The sequence below is a fragment of the Tsukamurella paurometabola DSM 20162 genome (assembly GCF_000092225.1).
In the GTDB taxonomy this organism is placed as follows: Bacteria; Actinomycetota; Actinomycetes; order Mycobacteriales; family Mycobacteriaceae; genus Tsukamurella; species Tsukamurella paurometabola.
Map to the genome: position 1 here is coordinate 1,251,551 of NC_014158.1, position 17,788 is coordinate 1,269,338.

At 68.8% G+C, this 17,788-nt stretch carries 13 protein-coding genes and 1 tRNA gene; 10 read left to right on the top strand and 4 right to left on the bottom strand.

Annotation, left to right across the window (positions count from 1 at the left end):
• Positions 1–6 precede the first annotated feature (6 nt).
• The 3 genes from TPAU_RS06105 to TPAU_RS06115 are packed head-to-tail and all read left to right on the top strand — an operon-like array spanning position 7 to position 3,447.
• Complete coding sequence (locus tag TPAU_RS06105) at positions 7–2,466, top strand: HAD-IC family P-type ATPase (RefSeq protein ID WP_013125891.1); 2,460 nt, start codon at positions 7–9, stop codon at positions 2,464–2,466.
• Between the two features lie 3 nt (positions 2,467–2,469).
• Positions 2,470–2,871, top strand: a complete 402-nt coding sequence (locus TPAU_RS06110) for a hypothetical protein (protein ID WP_013125892.1) — start codon at positions 2,470–2,472, stop codon at positions 2,869–2,871.
• Between the two features lie 51 nt (positions 2,872–2,922).
• Positions 2,923–3,447: a hypothetical protein gene (locus tag TPAU_RS06115; RefSeq protein WP_013125893.1), complete on the top strand. Its 525-nt coding sequence runs from the start codon at positions 2,923–2,925 to the stop codon at positions 3,445–3,447.
• A gap of 4 nt (positions 3,448–3,451) precedes the next feature.
• Here the strand turns inward: TPAU_RS06115 and TPAU_RS06120 are convergent, their stop codons facing one another.
• A complete protein-coding gene (locus tag TPAU_RS06120; RefSeq protein ID WP_041944314.1) occupies positions 3,452–4,309 on the bottom strand; it encodes a universal stress protein in 858 nt (285 codons plus the stop codon).
• A gap of 147 nt (positions 4,310–4,456) precedes the next feature.
• Between TPAU_RS06120 and TPAU_RS06125 the strand changes: the two genes are divergently transcribed.
• On the top strand, positions 4,457–4,918 hold the full coding sequence (locus tag TPAU_RS06125) for a hypothetical protein (RefSeq protein WP_013125895.1): 462 nt from the start codon (positions 4,457–4,459) through the stop codon (positions 4,916–4,918).
• Positions 4,919–5,258: 340 nt separating this feature from the next.
• Here the strand turns inward: TPAU_RS06125 and TPAU_RS06130 are convergent, their stop codons facing one another.
• Both TPAU_RS06130 and TPAU_RS06135 read right to left on the bottom strand, forming a co-directional pair.
• Positions 5,259–6,911 (bottom strand): FUSC family protein, encoded by a 1,653-nt coding sequence (locus TPAU_RS06130; protein WP_041944316.1) that lies wholly within the window; start codon positions 6,909–6,911, stop codon positions 5,259–5,261.
• A 151-nt stretch (positions 6,912–7,062) separates the two neighbouring features.
• Positions 7,063–7,135 (bottom strand) — tRNA-Arg (locus TPAU_RS06135).
• Between the two features lie 132 nt (positions 7,136–7,267).
• On the opposite strand from TPAU_RS06135, the gene argS reads away from it, so the two are divergent.
• The 6 genes from argS (at position 7,268) to rho (ending at position 16,003) form a co-directional block, all read left to right on the top strand.
• A complete protein-coding gene (argS, locus tag TPAU_RS06140) occupies positions 7,268–8,920 on the top strand; it encodes an arginine--tRNA ligase (protein ID WP_013125897.1) in 1,653 nt (550 codons plus the stop codon).
• 12 nt (positions 8,921–8,932) lie between these two features.
• On the top strand, positions 8,933–10,294 hold the full coding sequence (gene lysA / locus TPAU_RS06145; RefSeq protein WP_013125898.1) for a diaminopimelate decarboxylase: 1,362 nt from the start codon (positions 8,933–8,935) through the stop codon (positions 10,292–10,294).
• The gene (locus TPAU_RS06150) at positions 10,294–11,610 is read left to right on the top strand and encodes a homoserine dehydrogenase (protein ID WP_013125899.1); all 1,317 of its coding nucleotides are present in this window, start codon (positions 10,294–10,296) and stop codon (positions 11,608–11,610) included. The genes lysA and TPAU_RS06150 overlap by 1 nt, the downstream gene beginning before the upstream one ends.
• Entirely contained in the window at positions 11,603–12,703 is a 1,101-nt protein-coding gene (gene thrC / locus TPAU_RS06155; protein ID WP_013125900.1) for a threonine synthase, read from the top strand. The genes TPAU_RS06150 and thrC overlap by 8 nt, the downstream gene beginning before the upstream one ends.
• A 7-nt stretch (positions 12,704–12,710) precedes the next feature.
• The gene (thrB, locus tag TPAU_RS06160; RefSeq protein ID WP_013125901.1) at positions 12,711–13,703 is read left to right on the top strand and encodes a homoserine kinase; all 993 of its coding nucleotides are present in this window, start codon (positions 12,711–12,713) and stop codon (positions 13,701–13,703) included.
• A 338-nt stretch (positions 13,704–14,041) separates the two neighbouring features.
• Complete coding sequence (gene rho, locus TPAU_RS06165; RefSeq protein WP_013125902.1) at positions 14,042–16,003, top strand: transcription termination factor Rho; 1,962 nt, start codon at positions 14,042–14,044, stop codon at positions 16,001–16,003.
• 63 nt (positions 16,004–16,066) lie between these two features.
• Here the strand turns inward: rho and TPAU_RS06170 are convergent, their stop codons facing one another.
• Positions 16,067–17,686: a serine/threonine-protein kinase gene (locus tag TPAU_RS06170; protein WP_013125903.1), complete on the bottom strand. Its 1,620-nt coding sequence runs from the start codon at positions 17,684–17,686 to the stop codon at positions 16,067–16,069.
• Between the last annotated feature and the right edge of the window lie 102 nt (positions 17,687–17,788).

The window sequence follows — 17,788 nt, forward strand, 5'->3', positions numbered from 1 at the left end:
GCTTGCATGACAGCTGCACCCGATACCGCCTCCGATCTTCCTGCCACCGGCCTCACTGCCGCGCAGGTCGATGAGCGGGTGCGCGAGGGCAAGGTCAACACGCTGCCGAACCGCTCCGGTCGCAGCACATGGGACATCATCCGCGCCAATGTGTTCACCCGCATCAACGCCATGCTCGGCGTGCTGTTCGTCCTCGTGCTCTTCACCGGCTCGTTCATCAACGGCTTGTTCGGCCTGCTGATCGTGTTCAACTCCGCGATCGGCATCATCCAGGAGCTGCGGGCGAAGAAGACGCTCGATTCGCTCGCCATCGTGGGCCAGGCCCGGCCGGTGGTCCGGCGCGACGGTCAGGCCGTCGAGGTCGCGCAGTCCGAGGTGGTACTCGATGACGTGATCGAGATCGGCCCCGGCGATCAGATCGTGGTCGACGGCGAGACCATCGCCTCCGAGGCGCTGGAGGTCGACGAGTCACTCCTCACCGGCGAGGCCGACCCCGTCGATAAGCAACCGGGAGACGAGATCTTCTCCGGCAGCTTCGTCGTCTCCGGCTCGGGTGCGTACCGGGCCACCAAGGTGGGCGCCGACGCCTACGCCGCGCAGCTCGCCGACGAAGCCAGCAAGTTCACCCTCGTCAACTCGGAACTGCGCTCGGGGATCAACCGCATCCTGCAGGTGATCACCTGGCTGCTGGTCCCCGCCGGAGTGCTCACCGTGGTCAACCAACTGGTGATCTCGGGGCAGAGCCTGAACCAGGCGATCCTCGGCATGGTCGCGGCGCTGGTCCCGATGATCCCCGAGGGCCTGGTACTGATGACCTCCATCGCTTTCGCAGTGGGCGTGGTCCGGCTCGGTCAGCGCAAATGCCTGGTGCAAGAGCTCCCCGCCATCGAGGGGCTCGCACGCGTGAACGTGGTGTGCGCCGATAAGACGGGCACGCTCACCGAGAACGGCATGCGCCTGTCCGAGGTCGACGTCCTCGACGGTGACCGTACCGATATCGAACGAGCGCTCGCCGCGATCGCCGCGCTCGATCCGCGGCCCAATGCCAGCGTCCAGGCGATCGCCGAGGCCTATCCCGACGCCCCCGGTTGGCGAGCTGCCGCCATTGCGCCGTTCAGCTCCGCCAAGAAGTGGTCGGGCATCTCCCTGGCCGACGGCGAAGCCGAGCGGGGGAACTGGATCCTCGGGGCCGCCGATGTGCTCCTCGATCCGGAGTCCGACGGTGCGCGGCGCGCCACGGAACTCGGCGCGACGGGGCTGCGGGTGCTGCTCGTCGCCACCACCGACGTTCCCGTCGACACCGACACCGGTGATCTGGCTGCGCCCGGAAACCTGGTGCCGCGCGCGCTGATCGCGCTGCAACAGCGAGTACGCGTCGATGCCCGCGACACCCTCGACTACTTCGATTCGCAGGGCGTCGCCGTGAAGGTGATCTCCGGCGACAACGCGGTCTCCGTGGGTGCGGTGGCGCATTCGCTCGGGCTCGGTACGCCGGACTCCTCGGTCGACGCGCGCAAGCTCCCCGCCGACAACGACGAGCTCGCCGACGTGGTCACCGATAACGTGACCTTCGGCCGCGTCCGCCCGGATCAGAAGCGCGCCATGGTCAAAGCCCTCCAGTCCCGTGGCGATACCGTCGCCATGACCGGTGACGGCGTGAACGACGTGCTCGCGCTCAAGGACTCCGATATCGGCGTCGCCATGGGGTCGGGTAGTTCCGCCGCCCGGTCGGTGGCGCAGATCGTGCTGCTGGACAACAAGTTCGCCACCCTGCCGTACGTGGTGGGCGAAGGCCGCCGGGTGATCGGCAACATCGAACGGGTCGCGAACCTGTTCCTCACCAAGACCGTGTACGCGGTGCTGCTCGCGTGGCTCGTCGGCCTCGCCGGCATCGGCGCCAAACTGTTCGGCTTCACGCCGATCTCATACCCGTTCCAGCCGATTCACGTGACCATCGCGGCCTGGTTCACCATCGGTATCCCCGCCTTCGTCATGTCGCTGGCGCCGAACAACGAGCGCGCCAAGACCGGCTTCGTGGGCCGCGTCCTGCGGCTGGCGGCACCGTCGGGTGTGGCGGTGGGCCTGGCCACCTTCCTCTGCTACGTGGTGGTGAACCCCGGCGGCTCGGGTGCTGCGCTGGGTGGCAAGGCAGCGGCCCTGACCACCGAGCAGATTCAGGCGTCGACCGCCGCGCTGATCACGTTGCTCGTCGGCTCGCTGTGGGTGCTGGCCCTCGTTGCGCGGCCGTACACGTGGTGGAAGGTGCTGCTGGTCGGTGTGTCGGTGGCCTTCTACGTGGTGCTGTTCTCCATTCCGTGGGCGCAGCGGAAGTTCTTCCTGGACATCAGCGATCCGCAGATGGTGGGCACCGGTTTCGCCTTCGGCGCCGCCGCGATCGTGATGGTCGAGATCTTCCGCCGCATCGCGCCGAAGATCTTCCACGGGGTGGCTCGCCGGAAGAGTTGATCCGTGGACGTTGTCACGCTCGCGGCGATCGGCGTTGTCGGAGGTTTCGTCGCGTGCGTCGCCTTCGCGGTTCTCGATCCGGTGCGGCGTTCCACAGTGCGCGAGATAGCCGGTTGGACCGCCAGTGTTCTGTTCTCGCTACCGCTGCTGCCGGTCGTCGCGTTCATCGTGGGACTGTTCCTGTTCTCGCCCGTGTCCTCCTTGACCGACGAGCCCGCCCTGACCGTGGTGTCCTGGGTGTATGCGCTGGTGCTGTCGCTGGTGGTGATCGGGCTCGCGTACTCGGTGATCGCACGAGCGCCGCGAGCACGGTTCTTCGCCGCCCCCATCCTGGTTTTCGGACTGGGGAGTGTGTGGGTGGGCCGTTATCTGGCAACCGTCGAGTGGTTCCTCGGCCCCACCTGATCGAAACGCACTCGGCTTCCCCGATCCGAGAAGACGCGTAGGGTCCAGGGTATGGACACGGAAGCTGCACAGTCGGACGCCGTGGTCGAGGCCCGGGACGTCCGGGTCCGAGCGGTGTGGGAGACGCTCGCCAGCCCCGTCGCGGTCGCCTTCCGCACGGACGACGGGGTACATCTGCTCACCGCCGCGCAGACCGCGGACCTCACCATCGATGGGCCGTATCTCCAGGTGGGTGAGCTTCGGATCGGTGGCACCGAGCCGGAGCGGCGGACGTTGCTCGACGAGGCGAAGCAGGTGCCATCCCGCGAGTACCGGGAGATGGGCGATGTGGATGTGGTCACTGTCGATGGTGAGGTGCACCTGCGCCGGTCACCGGGTGACGGTCTCCAGGAATCCTCCGCCGTCGTCGTGGCTGCGCTCCTCGAACACGAGCGCAACGGATGGCGAAATCGCGGCGTGAACTACGCGAAGTTCAGTTTCGCTTGCGGGGAACACCATTTCGTCACTAGTCCGCTACGCGCCGCGTTCGTCGCGGACCGGATCGCGGCCGCCCTGGAGCACGCGCGACGCGGCTGAGGCGTCAGATCTCGCGGGGCACCACGATCATCGGGACGGCCACCACCCGCAGCATCTTCGCGGCGGTGGATCCGAGGAACAGTCGCCGCGGAGCCGCGAGTCGGCTGGAGCCGACCAGGATCACGTCACCCGGTTGCCAGTCGAGCCGTCGTACCGCATCTTCCACACTCGGCCCCGTCGCGACGGCCGAGCTGACCTCGACCACACCGGGCAGACGGCCCCGGGCCTCATCGAGGAGGCGTTCGGCGTGCTTCTCCGCGGCGTACACCGCATTGGAATCCTCGCGCCGCTTGCTCGGCATGAGGTCGAGCGCGATGAGGGAGATGAGGCGCAGGGGCACTCCGGCGCGCTGGCAGCCGCGGATGGCGGTCTCCAGCACCGCTTCCGCGCCGTACCGGGTTCCGAGGGCGCAGGTCACCTCGCGGACGGTGCGCACGCCCTGATTGCGGAATCCGCGCGGTGCGATCGCGACCGGCAGCGGCGCCGAGTGCAAGAGGTCGTTGACCACAGAGCCGAGTGAGTACGGACCGAGGAGACCCCCGCCCGAGCCGCCCGCCACGATGATCGACGCGCCGACGCGCTCGGCTTCGGCGATGATGCCTCCGGCGATCGAGTCGTAGACGCCGATGTGCGTCGACACGGGAATGTCGTCCGTGATGAGGTCCCGGGCGTCGCTGAGCCACCCGTCGGCCTGGGCGGTCAGCACCTCGTCGAAATCGCCCGGTGCCATGGCTGCGGCGTTGTCGGGAGGGACGATCATGCCGATCGCGACCTCCGCGTCGAGTGTGCGGGCGAGCTGTGCGCCGAGGGCGACGGCATCCTTGCCGCCGTCGGTGGCGAGGTACGCGACGTAGACGATCATGTGTCCATAGTTCCAATCCGCGGCCGATCGGTTCCGCACCCCTCCCATCACAGCACGCGAACGGGGACTTCTGCGGTCAACGCGGCGATCGCCATTGCGGAGACCGATCTCTATTCGTGATCAGTAACTGCGTCTAGGATTTATCGAATGAGTGCAGAAGGGGAGCGGTCGACGGTGCCGGCGCAATCGCTCGTGGGTGCCGCGCTGGTACTTCCGGCTGTTGCGTTTGTTCTGCTGTGGCAGGTACGCGACAGGCTCGACGCGGTGTACACCAAGGCGCAGACGGTCACGGTATCCGTGCCGGACGATATGACCGGGCAGGCGATCCGTTTCGTGATCGTGGCGGCGGTTCTCGCCCTGGTAGCGCTCTTCGCGGCCAGCGCCGCGCGGATGCTGAGCGTGACAGCTCGAATGGCGTTGACCGGCTGCACCGGAACACTGCTCGTGCACGCCGCGGTTCTCGCGCCGGACATCTGGCTCCACGATCCCCAGGCCACTTTCGCAAGCTACCTCGGGTACATGATCGTCGAGGGAGTGTTGTTCGCGATTGCGGTGGTCGCCGGGATCTATCAGCTCGTCTTCCGGGCTCTTGGCGGGCGAGGCGCATAGGTGGCCGACGCGTACGTGGCCGATCCGCCACGGTGGTTGGCCTAGGCTTCATCGATCACACTCGCAGTTGGATGCCCTGCTCTGCTGGTGGATTCACTCACACCGAACACGGAGTGGGACCGGTTCAACGGTGCTGCCGCGACGATAGCGACCGTGATCCTGGCAGTGCGGTTGGGCGGTCACCGATGAGCGCCGGCGCGGTGCAACGTCTGTCGGCGTGAATGACATCGCGGGTAAGTGCTCGTGGTTTCGGCATTCTCGCGGCGCCGTGGGCAATCCTCACCGCTTGCCAGTAGTTGGTGTCCGCGGCGCTTGCGATAGTCGCGAACCCTCGGTTGCGTTAATCCGACGAGGAGGGACCGAATCGGCGAGACCAAGCGGCACCGTCGGGCAGTGGGCGGTCGCGGGGAGTGGTCCAGAACGCGGAGAGAAGGTCGTACCCGGCGTGTACGAGCTGCGCCTGCGCCGGCCACTGCTGGCGCGCCCACTCGGGCTCATTGTGCGCTGAGTCCACGGCGGCGCGGACACACCCCTCGACCTCGAAATGCAGGCAGCGCGCCGTTTCCCGGACGGTCTCCGATCCGGTCGGATCGGTCTGGGCGGTGAGTCGTCGTGCCGTCTCTCGCACCCGCTCCGCGGCCCAGTCGAAGGTCCGACGATGCGCGTTCGGGAACAGGAAGTACATCGCGAGGAAGGCGACGATCACGCCGATCGCGGTTTCGAGCAGACGGTCCCTGATCACAGGCCCCGCCGACGCGGTCGCCATGCCGGCCCCACTAGCGAGCAGGGCGACCGGGGTGATGAAGGTGACTGCTGCGCCGTAGTTCCGGGTGATCAGCATTTCGATGCTGAACTGCAGTGCCGCCACCACGGCGATGAGGGCGTATCCGGTGGGACCCCACGCCGACAAACCGGTGTACAGCACGAGCCCTGCGGCGGTGCCGAGGAACCGCTGTAGTCCGCGGACCGTGCCGTGCACCCGGTCGACGCCCGCCTGCAGCACGACGAGCGCGCTGATCGCGGCCCAGTGCGGCCGGTCGAACCCCAGTGCCAGACTCGCCGCCCCTGCTACGACACAAGCGATTCCGACACGCACCGCGGTGATCATCGCGTGCGATGAGAGGGTCAGCGACCGGCGCAGCCGGTGCGCCGTCGTCGGCCGCATCGTGGAGGTGGTGACCTCGCGGCTGGGGTCGAGTTCGGCGGGTTCCGCATCCTCGGCAGACGCGGAGGCGAAGCGATGATTGGCATCCTGAAGACGTTCGAGGAGCGGCGCGTCGACCGGCCGGGCGCCGGCATCGTCCATCGTCGACCACGCGGCGATCAGTGCGGAACCGGCGGCGTTGCGCTGCGTCGCCGAGCGCGCTCCGCCGGGGGTGAGATAGGCGTCGACGGCCGCGACGGCCCGATTCACCGCATCACGCTGCGGGCGGGACGGATCGCGGATCGCGCCGACCATCGAGACGATAATCGACGACACCGCGCCCAGAGCCGTGCCGGCGATCAACGCGGCCGGCGAAGCTCCGGCCTCGGTGGCGATCAACGCCCCCGAACCCACCAGCGCGAAGAAGAGCGCACCCGGAGGGCCGAGGCGAAGCGCATCGACCACGTACACCGCGAGGACGCCGGGGACCACGACCAGCAGCACTGAGGCGATGCGGATGGGAACGCTGCTCTCCGGAATCACGGAGCCGAGCGCCGCGCCGGCGATGACGCACAGCAGGAGCGCGAGTCCAGCCAGTCCCACCACCTGTGCCCGGATCCGGTACGCCCGGCCCTCGCCGTACAGCACCGCGAACGCGCCGAACGTCGCGAACAACGCCGACGATGCGTGCCCCGCCGCGACCAGCGCCGCGCCGGGAATCGCCACCGTCGCCGCGGCCCGCAGGCCCGCGCCCCAGCGCCAGGCGATCGCCGAGGATTGTGCGAGCACCAGCGACCGCACCCGGCCGACCGGCGGAAGTGGGTCTGGGTTGGGTTCGCCTGCTGTCACCCGTCCATTTCATCACCGGAGGGTGGCGTGCTTCGAATCGCGGACCGGGCTCGTACCGACTGAGCGGGAATGGGACGTCGCCGGTGTGCTCGTACCAGCGCGGCGAAGCCGTTCACGGGGAAGGATTGCGGCGAGTCCCGGAGGGTGAAAGTGCCCCCGGCAGGATTCGAACCTGCGGCCTTCTGCTCCGGAGGCAGACGCTCTATCCCCTGAGCTACGGGGGCGCAGGGCGTAGCAAGGTTAGCGCATCGCCGCGGCAGACGAGAAACCGGCCGGCGGGCCCGCGGTGCGTTGCGGTCACGCGGTCGGTGCGTCCTGCCTGCTGGGGTGAACTGCTCGCACCATAGGATGGACCGGTGACTCCCGCTGACCTTTCGGAACTCCTGCATGCGACCGCGACGACCGTGCTCACCGAGCGCGGCCTCGACGTCTCGGTGCTGCCCGAACGCGTCACCGTCGAGCGCCCGCGCAACCCCGAGCACGGCGACTACGCCACCAATCTTGCGATGCAGGTCGCGAAGAAGGCGGGGGTGAACCCGCGCGACCTCGCGACCTGGCTCGCTGAGGCCCTGGCCAGCGCGGACGGTATCGACGAGGCGACGATCGCGGGCCCCGGCTTCCTCAACATCCGCCTGGCGGCGGACGCGCAGAATCAGCTCGTCGTGAGCATTCTGGAGCAGAAGGACGCCTTCGGGCACGGCAGCACACTCGCGGACCAGGTGATCAACCTCGAGTTCGTCTCCGCCAACCCCACCGGCCCCGTGCACCTCGGTGGCGCTCGCTGGGCCGCTGTCGGCGACAGTCTGGGCCGCGTCTTGGAGGCGCAGGGCGCCGAGGTCACCCGCGAGTACTACTTCAACGATCACGGCGCGCAGATCGACCGGTTCGCTCGCTCGCTCGACGCCGCCGCCACCGGCAAACCCACGCCCGACGACGGCTACGCCGGCGACTACATCGGCGAGATCGCGGCCACCGTCGTGCAGAACCATCCGGGCATTCTGGATCTGCCCGACGCCGAGCGTGTCGAAGCCTTCCGGGCCGACGGCGTAGAGCTGATGTTCGACCACATCAAGCGCACCCTGCACGAGTTCGGCACCGACTTCGCCGTGTTCACCCACGAGGACGAGATGTTCTCCTCGGGTCTCGTCGAGCAGAGCGTCGACCAGCTCAAGGCGCAGGGCAATCTGTACGAGAAGGACGGAGCGTGGTGGCTCAAGTCCACCGATTTCGGTGACGACAAGGACCGCGTGGTCATCAAGTCGGACGGTAACGCCGCCTACATCGCCGGCGACATCGCCTACCTCAAGCACAAGTTCGACCGGGGCTTCACCCTGGCGATCTACATGTTGGGCGCCGACCATCACGGCTACATCGGCCGGCTCAAGGCCGCCGCCGCGGCCATGGGCTACGACCCGGCCCGGGTCGAGGTGCTGATCGGCCAGCTGGTAAACCTGGTCAAGGACGGCAAGCCCGTGCGGATGAGCAAGCGGGCCGGCACGGTCATCACCCTCGATGATCTGGTCGATGCCGTGGGTGTGGACGCGGCGCGGTACTCGCTGATCCGCAGCTCGGTGGACACGTCCATCGACCTCGACCTGGACCTGCTGACTCAGGCCAGCAACGAGAACCCCGTGTACTACGTGCAATACGCGCACGCTCGGCTGTCCGCGATCGCTCGCTCGGCCGCCGAGCTGGGCATTGAGGGTTCGACGGAACACCTTGGCCTGCTGGACAACCCGCGCGAAGGTGACCTGGTGCGCACTCTGGGTGAGTTCCCGGGCGTCGCGGCCGCCGCCGCTTCGCTGCGTGAGCCGCACCGCGTGGCCCGCTACCTCGAGGAGCTGGCGGGGGCGTACCACCGCTTCTACAGCGAGTGTCGCGTGCTTCCCCTCGGCGACGAGGAGCCCACCGATCTGCACCGCGCCCGGGTGGCGCTGTGCGCCGCCACCCGCCAGGTGCTCGCCAACGGCCTGTCCCTCGTGGGCGTTTCGGCGCCCGACCGGATGTGAGAGGCCCCGCAAGTGAGTGAACTCGCTCCCGGCGTCTGGCCGACGCACGCGCGCCGCGAGGCCGATGGTGGCGTCAGCGTGGCCGGCGTCTCCGCTCGCGCCCTTGCCGAGGAATTCGGCACCCCGCTGTTCGTGATCGACGAGGACGACTTCCGCGACCGGTGCCGCGCCATGCGCGACGCCTTCGGCGACGACGCGGCCGTGCATTACGCCTCGAAGGCGTTCCTCTCGATGGAGATCGCCCGCTGGGTGCGCGACGAGGGACTGAACCTGGACGTGTGCAGCGGCGGCGAGCTCGCCATCGCGCTGCGCGCCGGCTTCCCCGCCGACCGGATCGCGCTGCACGGCAACAACAAGTCGGTCGCCGAGCTGGATTACGCAGTGGCGTCGGGTATCGGGCACATCGTGATCGACTCGCTCTCCGAGATCGCCCGGCTCGACGCGATCGCGGGGGAGCGTGGCAGTGTCCAGGACGTGCTGATCCGGCTGACCCCCGGCGTTGAGGCGCACACCCACGAGTTCATCTCCACCGCCCACGAGGACCAGAAGTTCGGCTTCTCCCTCGCATCGAACGAGGGCGACTCACCAGCGATGCGCGCCGTCACCGCGGTCTTCGAGGCCGACAACATCCGGCTCGTGGGCCTGCACAGCCACATCGGCTCACAGATCTTCGATGTGGACGGCTTCGAGATCGCCGCCCGTCGAGTGCTGGAGCTGCTGCGCGACATCGTGACTCGCTTCGGCGCAGAGAAGACCGCCCAACTGAACACGATCGACCTCGGGGGCGGCCTGGGGATCGCCTATACCGCCGCCGATGATCCGCCCCCGGTCGCCGATCTCGCCGCGAAGCTCCGGAACATCGTCGAGACCGAATCTGCCGCACTGGGATTGCAGACACCGCACCTCGCCGTCGAGCCCGGCCGTGCCATCGCCGGTCCGCCCGGCATCACCCTGTACGAGGTGGGCACGATCAAGGACGTCGTCCTGGACGGCAAGGACGAGCGTGATCCGGCCTTCCGCCGGTACGTCTCCGTAGACGGCGGCATGAGCGACAACATCCGCCCGGCGCTGTACGGCGCCGAGTACACGGTCGCCATCGCCGACCGCGACCCCGAAGGTGCACCGGTTCCCTCGCGCATCGTCGGCAAGCACTGCGAGACCGGCGATATCCTGGTGCGTGACACCACGACCCCCGACGGCCTGGCCGAGGGCGACTTGCTCGCCGTGGCCGCCACCGGGGCCTACTGCTATTCGATGTCCAGCCGCTACAACATGCAGCCGCGACCGGCTGTCGTCGCGGTCAAGGACGGCGCGGCGCGGCTGATCCTGCGCCGGGAGACCGTGGACGACCTGGTGAGCCTGGAGGTGCTCTGATGACCGAACCCGTAAGCCGTGAGCTCGGAGTGGCCCTGCTCGGCATGGGCACCGTGGGTACCGAGGTGGCACGCATCCTCATCGACAACGCCGACGACCTCGCGGCCCGCGTCGGTGCGCGGCTCGTGATCCGCGGAATCGCCGTGCGCGACACGGACAAGGACCGCGGCGTCGATCCCGCCCTGCTCACCGGCGACGCCGAGGCGCTCATCGATCGTGACGACGTGGACATCGTGGTCGAGGTGATGGGCGGCATCGAGCCCACCCGCACCCACATGCTGCGCGCACTGCAAGCCGGAAAGTCCGTGGTCACCGCGAACAAGGCCTTGCTCGCCGAGTACACCGGCGAGCTCGCCGATGCCGCCAACCGGGCCCGCGCCGATCTGTACTTCGAGGCCGCCGTGGCTGGCGCGATCCCGGTGATCCGCCCGTTGCAGCAGTCCCTCGCGGGCGACACCGTGGAGCTGGTGGCTGGAATCGTCAACGGTACGACCAACTTCATCCTCTCCAACATGGCGGAGAAGGGTGAGGCCTACGAGACCGTGCTCGCCGAGGCCGGTCGCCTGGGGTACGCCGAGGCCGATCCGACCGCCGACGTCGAGGGCTACGACGCGGCCTCCAAGGCTGCGATCCTCGCCTCCATCGCCTTCCACACGCGGGTCAAGGCCGACGACGTGTACCGCGAGGGCATCACCGCCGTCAGCGCCGCCGATATCGAGGCCGCGAAGGCCTTCGATTGCACCATCAAGTTGCTTGCCATCTGTGAGCGGTTCACCGATGCCGCTGGCGAGCAACGAGTTTCGGCGCGCGTCTATCCGGCTCTGGTTCCGCTCAAGCACCCGCTCGCCAGCGTCGACGGCGCCTACAACGCCGTCTTCGTGGAGGCCGAGAACGCCGGCCGGCTCATGTTCTACGGTGCCGGTGCCGGCGGTGCGCCCACCGCCTCCGCGGTGATGGGAGACCTCGTGGCGGCAGCCCGCAACAAGGTGTTCTCCGGTCGCGGCCCCCTCGATTCCGTGTACGCCAACCTGCCCATCGCGCCCATCGGCGACGTGCTCACCCGTTACTACGTGGCCATGGAGGTCTCCGACCGGCCCGGTGTGCTCAGCGCCGTCGCCAACGAGTTCTCCGCCCGCAACGTCTCGATCAGCACCGTCCGCCAGCAGGCCGACTTGCCGAGCAGTGGTGCACGGCTGGTGATCCTGACCCACAAGGCTCCCGACGCGGCGCTCTCCGCCACCGTCGAAGCCCTGAAGAACCTGGACGTGGTGACCGCCGTGTCCTCCGTGCTCCGTCTGGAGGGAACCAATGACTAGCAGCAACGTCGGAGCCGTGCATACGCCCTGGCCGGGCCTCATCGAGGCGTACCGTCACCGCCTTCCCGTGTGCGACACCTGGGAGCCGGGGTGGGAGCCGGTGACCCTCCGCGAGGGTGCGACGCCGCTGCTGCCGGCGAAATCGCTGTCCGAACGCACCGGCTGCGAGGTGTACCTCAAGGTCGAGGGGCTCAACCCCACCGGCTCGTTCAAGGACCGCGGCATGACGATGGCGGTCACCGAGGCCAAGGCCACCGGGAAGAAGGGCGTGCTGTGCGCGTCCACCGGCAACACCTCCGCTTCCGCGGCGGCGTACGCGTCCATCGCCGGCATCGAATGCGCCGTGCTGGTGCCCGCGGGCAAGATCGCCATGGGCAAGCTGGCCCAGGCCGTGATGTACGGCGCCAAGATCATCGAAGTCGACGGTAACTTCGACGACTGCCTCGAACTCGCCCGCAAGACCACCGCCACGTTCGACACCATCGCGCTGGTGAACTCGGTGAACCCGGTGCGCATCGAGGGGCAGAAGACCGCGGCGTTTGAGATCGTCGACGCGCTCGGCAAGGCCCCCGACGTGCACGCGCTGCCCGTGGGCAACGCCGGCAACATCACCGCGTACTGGAAGGGCTACAGCGAGTACTTCGCCGACGGCGTGATCGCGGCTCGTCCGCGCATGCTGGGCGTGCAGGCCGCGGGCGCCGCGCCACTGGTGGGCGGCGCCCCGGTCAAGAACCCGGAGACCATCGCGACCGCCATCCGTATCGGCAGCCCAGCGTCGTGGAATCAGGCTGTCGCCGCCAAGGATGAGTCGAACGGCCAGTTCCGTGCCGCCACCGACGAGAAGCTGCTTGAGGCCTATCGCCTGGTCGCGCGGACCGAGGGGGTCTTCGTCGAGCCCGCCTCTGCGGCATCGGTCGCCGGACTGCTCGCCGCCACCGAGGACGGCTGGATCGAGAAGGGCTCCACCGTGGTGTGCACTGTGACCGGCAACGGCCTCAAGGATCCCGATACCGCGCTGAAGGGCGTGCCGGAGATCGCGCGCGTCGGCATCGACCCCGTGGCCGTCGCCGCCGCCATGGGCCTGACGGAGTAGCGCACCGGTGACCTCCGCTCAGCACACCCTCCCGTCCGGTCTCGCGGCAACGGTGACCGTCCCCGCGTCCAGCGCCAACCTCGGTCCCGGTTTCGACACCCTGGGCCTGGCTCTCGGGCTGTACGACGACGTGACCGTCGAGACCACGGACGGCGGCCTGGAGATCACCGTCGACGGAGAGGGTGCGGACGACGTTCCGCTCGACGAACGACACCTCGTGGTCGTCGCACTCCGCCGCACCCTGGCGCACCTCGGCACCAGCGCTCCGGGCTTGAAGCTGCACTGTGTCAACCGGATTCCGCACTCGCGAGGCCTCGGCTCCTCGGCCGCAGCCGCCGTGGCGGGCATCGCCGCGGCCGCCGCACTGGCCGCCGATGCCGACTTCCCGCGCGCGCTCACCGCGGCCGAGATGGTGCAGCTGGCCTCGGAGTTCGAGGGGCACCCCGACAACGCCTCCGCCAGCGTGCTCGGCGGAGCCGTCGTCGCGTGGACCGTTCCGGCCGCACCCGTCCCCGACTCCGCCGGTTACCGCGATCAGTCCCTCGGTCACGGTCAGGCGGCGTCGGGTCCGACCCGCTACGACGCGCGCCGGGTGGATGTGCACCCCGACATCCGGGCCTATGCGTTCGTGCCCGACGTGCAGTCGTCGACATCGGTCACGCGCGGCATGCTGCCGCGGCTGGTGCCGCACGCCGACGCCGCATTCAACGCCTCCCGCGCCGCGCTCATGGTCCTCGCACTCACGGCACACCCCGATCTGCTGCTCGACGCCACCGAAGACCGGCTGCACCAGCGCTACCGCGCGGCCTCGATGAAAGACTCGTTCGGCCTGGTCGAGCGGCTGCGTGCCGGGGGAGTGGCAGCCGCCATTTCCGGCGCCGGGCCGACGGTGCTCGCCCTGACCCCCGAGCCGCTGCCGGCCGCGCTCGCGGAGTCCGCGGAGCACGCGGGGTTCACGGTGCACGAACTCGTCATCGCCGACGGGGTCTCCCGGTCCTGATCCGGCGCGATGCGACACGCGGGTACCCGTGATTGCCGGGGCTTGACAGGTCGCGCTACCATGGCAGAGGTATCCGACGAATGAATCGGACGCACTTCGGCACCCTTGCCACGAACGCCTGACACTCAGCTCAGAGTTACTGGTACGCCGGTCCCTTACGCAGGCCGAGTCGAATCGATCCCGCTACCCGCACGGGCCGGCAGCCGAAGCGCAACGAACGCACTCATATTCGTGCCCCTCCCGCGAGACGTACTTGCATGTCCCGCAGGCGAATCCGTCGACCGGGGCGCGGTACGCCCCCGGATCCGCGACGCGGGTGGGGAACTGAAAGGAACTCCGTGACCGAAACGGACGTGACCACCAGCCCGGACACGGCTGCCTCCACCTCGGCCAGCGCACAGCGCGCCGACGAGCGGCGCCGCTCCGGCCTGAACGGCATGGTGCTGGCCGAACTCCGCACCATCGCGGGTGACCTGGGGATCAAGGGGATCTCCGGCCTCCGCAAGGGCGACCTGATCGCCGCCATCACCGCCCAGCAGGGCTCGGGCGCGGCCCCGACGTCCAAGGCGGAGAAGCCCGCCAAGACCGCGCCTCCCAAGGCCGCGGCTCCGAAGGCGGACGCTCCGAAGGCGGAGGCTGCCAAGGTGGAGGCTCCGAAGGCGGAGGCCACCACGGCGGAGGCTCCGAAGACGGAGGCGCCGAAGAACGACGCCCCGAAGAACGACGCCCCGAAGAACGACGCCCCGAAGAACGACGCCGCCCCGGCGGATGCCCCGAAGGACGACGCCAAGAGCGGCGCGAAGAACGACGGCGACCAGCCGCAGCAGCAGCGCGAGGGTGGCCGCCGCGAGCGGAACCAGCGCCGCGGCCAGAACGCCGATGGCCAGAACCAGAACGACCGGCAGGGCGGTGACCAGAACCGTCCGGACCGCGACCAGAACCGGCAGCAGGGCCAGAAGAACAACAACAACAACGGTCCGAACAACCGGAACCAGAACAACGGACCGGACGACGACGGTGACGGGCAGGGCCGTCGCGGGCGGCGGTTCCGCGAGCGTCGTCGTGGACGTGACCGCAACCAGAACGACGGTGAGCCGCAGGTCAGTGAGGACGACGTCCTCCAGCCCGTGGCCGGCATCCTGGATGTGCTCGACAACTACGCCTTCGTGCGGACATCGGGCTACATCGCGGGACCCAACGACGTCTACGTCTCCATGAACATGGTCCGCCGCAACGGCCTGCGCCGTGGTGACGCCATCGTGGGCGCCGTGAAGATGCCGCGCGACGGAGAGAGCAATGACGGCGGTAACCAGGGCGGCGGTGGCGGCCGCGGTAACCAGTCCAACCGGCAGAAGTTCAACCCGCTGGTGCGCCTGGACAGCGTGAACGGCCAGGACGTCGATTCGGCCAAGAACCGGCCCGAGTTCAACAAGCTCACGCCGCTGTACCCGAACCAGCGCCTGCGCCTGGAAACGGCGCAGAATATCCTCACCACCCGTGTGATCGACCTGATCATGCCGATCGGCAAGGGGCAGCGTGCGCTGATCTCCGCACCGCCGAAGGCCGGTAAGACCACGATCATGCAGGACATCGCCAACGCGATCGCCACCAACAACCCCGAGTGCTACCTGATGGTGGTGCTGGTGGATGAGCGTCCGGAGGAGGTGACCGATATGCAGCGCAGCACCAAGGGCGAGGTCATCAGCTCCACCTTCGACCGCCCACCGTCGGATCACACCTCGGTCGCCGAGCTCGCGATCGAGCGGGCCAAGCGGCTGGTGGAGGGCGGCAAGGACGTGGTGGTGCTGCTCGACTCGATCACCCGTCTCGGCCGTGCCTACAACAACTCGAGCCCCGCTTCCGGTCGGATCCTGTCCGGTGGTATCGATTCCACCGCGCTGTACCCGCCCAAGCGGTTCCTCGGCGCAGCCCGCAACATCGAGAACGGTGGCTCGCTCACCATCATCGCCACCGCGATGGTCGAGACCGGTTCGACCGGCGACACCGTGATCTTCGAGGAGTTCAAGGGCACCGGCAACGCCGAGCTCAAACTGGACCGCAAGATCTCCGAGCGCCGGATCTTCCCGGCGGTCGACGTGCACCCGTCGAGCACCCGGAAGGACGAGCTGCTGCTCGCTCCCGATGAGGCCGCCATCGTGCACAAGCTGCGCCGTCTGCTGTCGGGCCTGGACAGCCAGCAGGCGATCGAGCTGTTGATCAGTCAGCTGAAGAAGACGCAGAACAACATCGAGTTCCTGATGATGGTGCAGAAGAACAGCGGTTTCGCCGACGCCGAGTAGGCCGAGACGAAACGATGGCGCCCCCGGAGAACAACTCCGGGGGCGCCGCTGTCGTTGCGGGAGTTACAGCGGCAGATAGGCGGTGATGGCGCGGGCGATCAACGGACCGCGTTCGCAGTCGCGGCCCGGCACCTTCTGCATGGCGATGTAGAGCACTCCGTTCGCCGTCGACCGGTACCCGGTCACGCAGTACGCCGGTTGATCCTTCACGGTCGACGGCAGCTCGAACCGCCGCCACTTGGCGTTATCGGGCAGGGGTGTGCCCTTCTCCCAGTCGAGCGGGGAGGTGAAGGTAGCGAAGATCACCGATGCGCCCGCCGCCGCCGAATCGAGGCTCTGACAGGCGAATTTCACGCCCGCCACCGCACGCTGCTCCGGATCGTCCGCCGGCGCCGAGAGGCCGAGCGGGGTCAACACCGTCACCGGCAGCAGGCACGGATCGATGTAGCCCTCGCGAAGCATCGCGGCCGCATTCGCCACCGACGGGGGCGTCGATGCCGCGGACGACGTCGGGGGAGCGGCCTGTTCGTCGTCGCCGCCCGTGAACCCGACCGCGACGATCCCGATCAACGCGATGATCGCCACCACCGCGACGAGGACCGCACTGATCAGCAGCCCGCGCCGCCTGCGTGGCGGACGCTGCGGCGCCGCCACGAACCCCATCGGCACCTGCCCGCCGGTATGCGGCCCACTCGGCGGTGCGGGGTAGGACGGGCCGGGCGGTGGCGTGTGCGGGCCGGGCCAGCCCGGCGCCGGGGAGGCCACGGGCCGCGGCACCTGACCCCGCGGCACGGTTCCCGACGTGGGTGGGGGCACCGGCTGCGCAGCCGCCGCACGGAGCGCCTGCGCGAAGTCGGTGCAGGTGGGATACCGCTGCTGCGGTGACTTCGCCATGCCGCGCGCGATCACCGCATCGACGGCGGGCGGCAGGTCGGGCCGGAACCGTGACGGGACGGGCGGTGGCGTCATCAGGTGGTCGCGGATCACTGCGGTGCCGCTGCTGGCCCCGAAGGGTTTGACGCCGGTGAGCAGCTGCACGGCGGTGCAGGCCAGGCTGTACTCGTCGCTGCGGCCGTCGACGGCGTCGCCGCTGAGCTGCTCCGGGGAGGCGTAGTCGAGGGTGCCGACCACCATGCCCACGGACGTGAGGTCGCTGCGTTCCTGCTGCTGGCGGGCGATGCCGAAATCGCCGAGCATCACTCGGGGCGATGTGCCGGTGGTGTCGATCATGATGTTGCCGGGTTTGACGTCGCGGTGCAGCAACCCCATGCCGTGGGCGTAGTCCAGTGCGGCGGCCACGGCGCTGACGATGGCGGTCGCCTGTTCGGCGGGCAGACCGTGCGGGAAATGGGTGAGCACCGCCGCGGCGTCCTGCCCCGGGACCAGCTTCATCGACATCCACAACCGGCCCCCGTCGTCACCGCGGTCGTACACGGGCACGATGTTCGGGTGATCGAGCCGGGCCGCCATATCGGCCTCCCGCTCGAACCGGGCACGATACGTCGGATCGGTGGAGAAGCCCCTCGGCAGCACCTTGAGCGCGTCCACCCGGGGCAGACGGGGATGCCGCGCTGCGTACACCGCGCCCATACCCCCGGCTCCCAGCACCCCCTCCACCACGTACCCGGCGATCACGGTGCCCACGGGCTCGGTCGTCACCCGGCCATCGCCTGCTTCGCTCACTCGGTGCCCTCCACGTCGTGCAATCCTCCACCGATCAGCGCACACCCGGCCGCTCACGTCAGAACCTACCGACCGGTGACGGGGCCGCGTCGCGGAGCGCGG

Bases quoted from the DNA above. Each gene is read 5' to 3' on its own strand.
- TPAU_RS06105 (WP_013125891.1), top strand. From the start codon at position 7: ATGACAGCTGCACCCGATACCGCCTCCGATCTTCCTGCCACCGGCCTC.
- TPAU_RS06115 (WP_013125893.1), top strand. From the start codon at position 2,923: ATGGACACGGAAGCTGCACAGTCGGACGCCGTGGTCGAGGCCCGGGAC.
- TPAU_RS06120 (WP_041944314.1), bottom strand. From the start codon at position 4,309: ATGATCGTCTACGTCGCGTACCTCGCCACCGACGGCGGCAAGGATGCC.
- TPAU_RS06125 (WP_013125895.1), top strand. From the start codon at position 4,457: ATGAGTGCAGAAGGGGAGCGGTCGACGGTGCCGGCGCAATCGCTCGTG.
- TPAU_RS06150 (WP_013125899.1), top strand. From the start codon at position 10,294: ATGACCGAACCCGTAAGCCGTGAGCTCGGAGTGGCCCTGCTCGGCATG.
- thrC (WP_013125900.1), top strand. From the start codon at position 11,603: ATGACTAGCAGCAACGTCGGAGCCGTGCATACGCCCTGGCCGGGCCTC.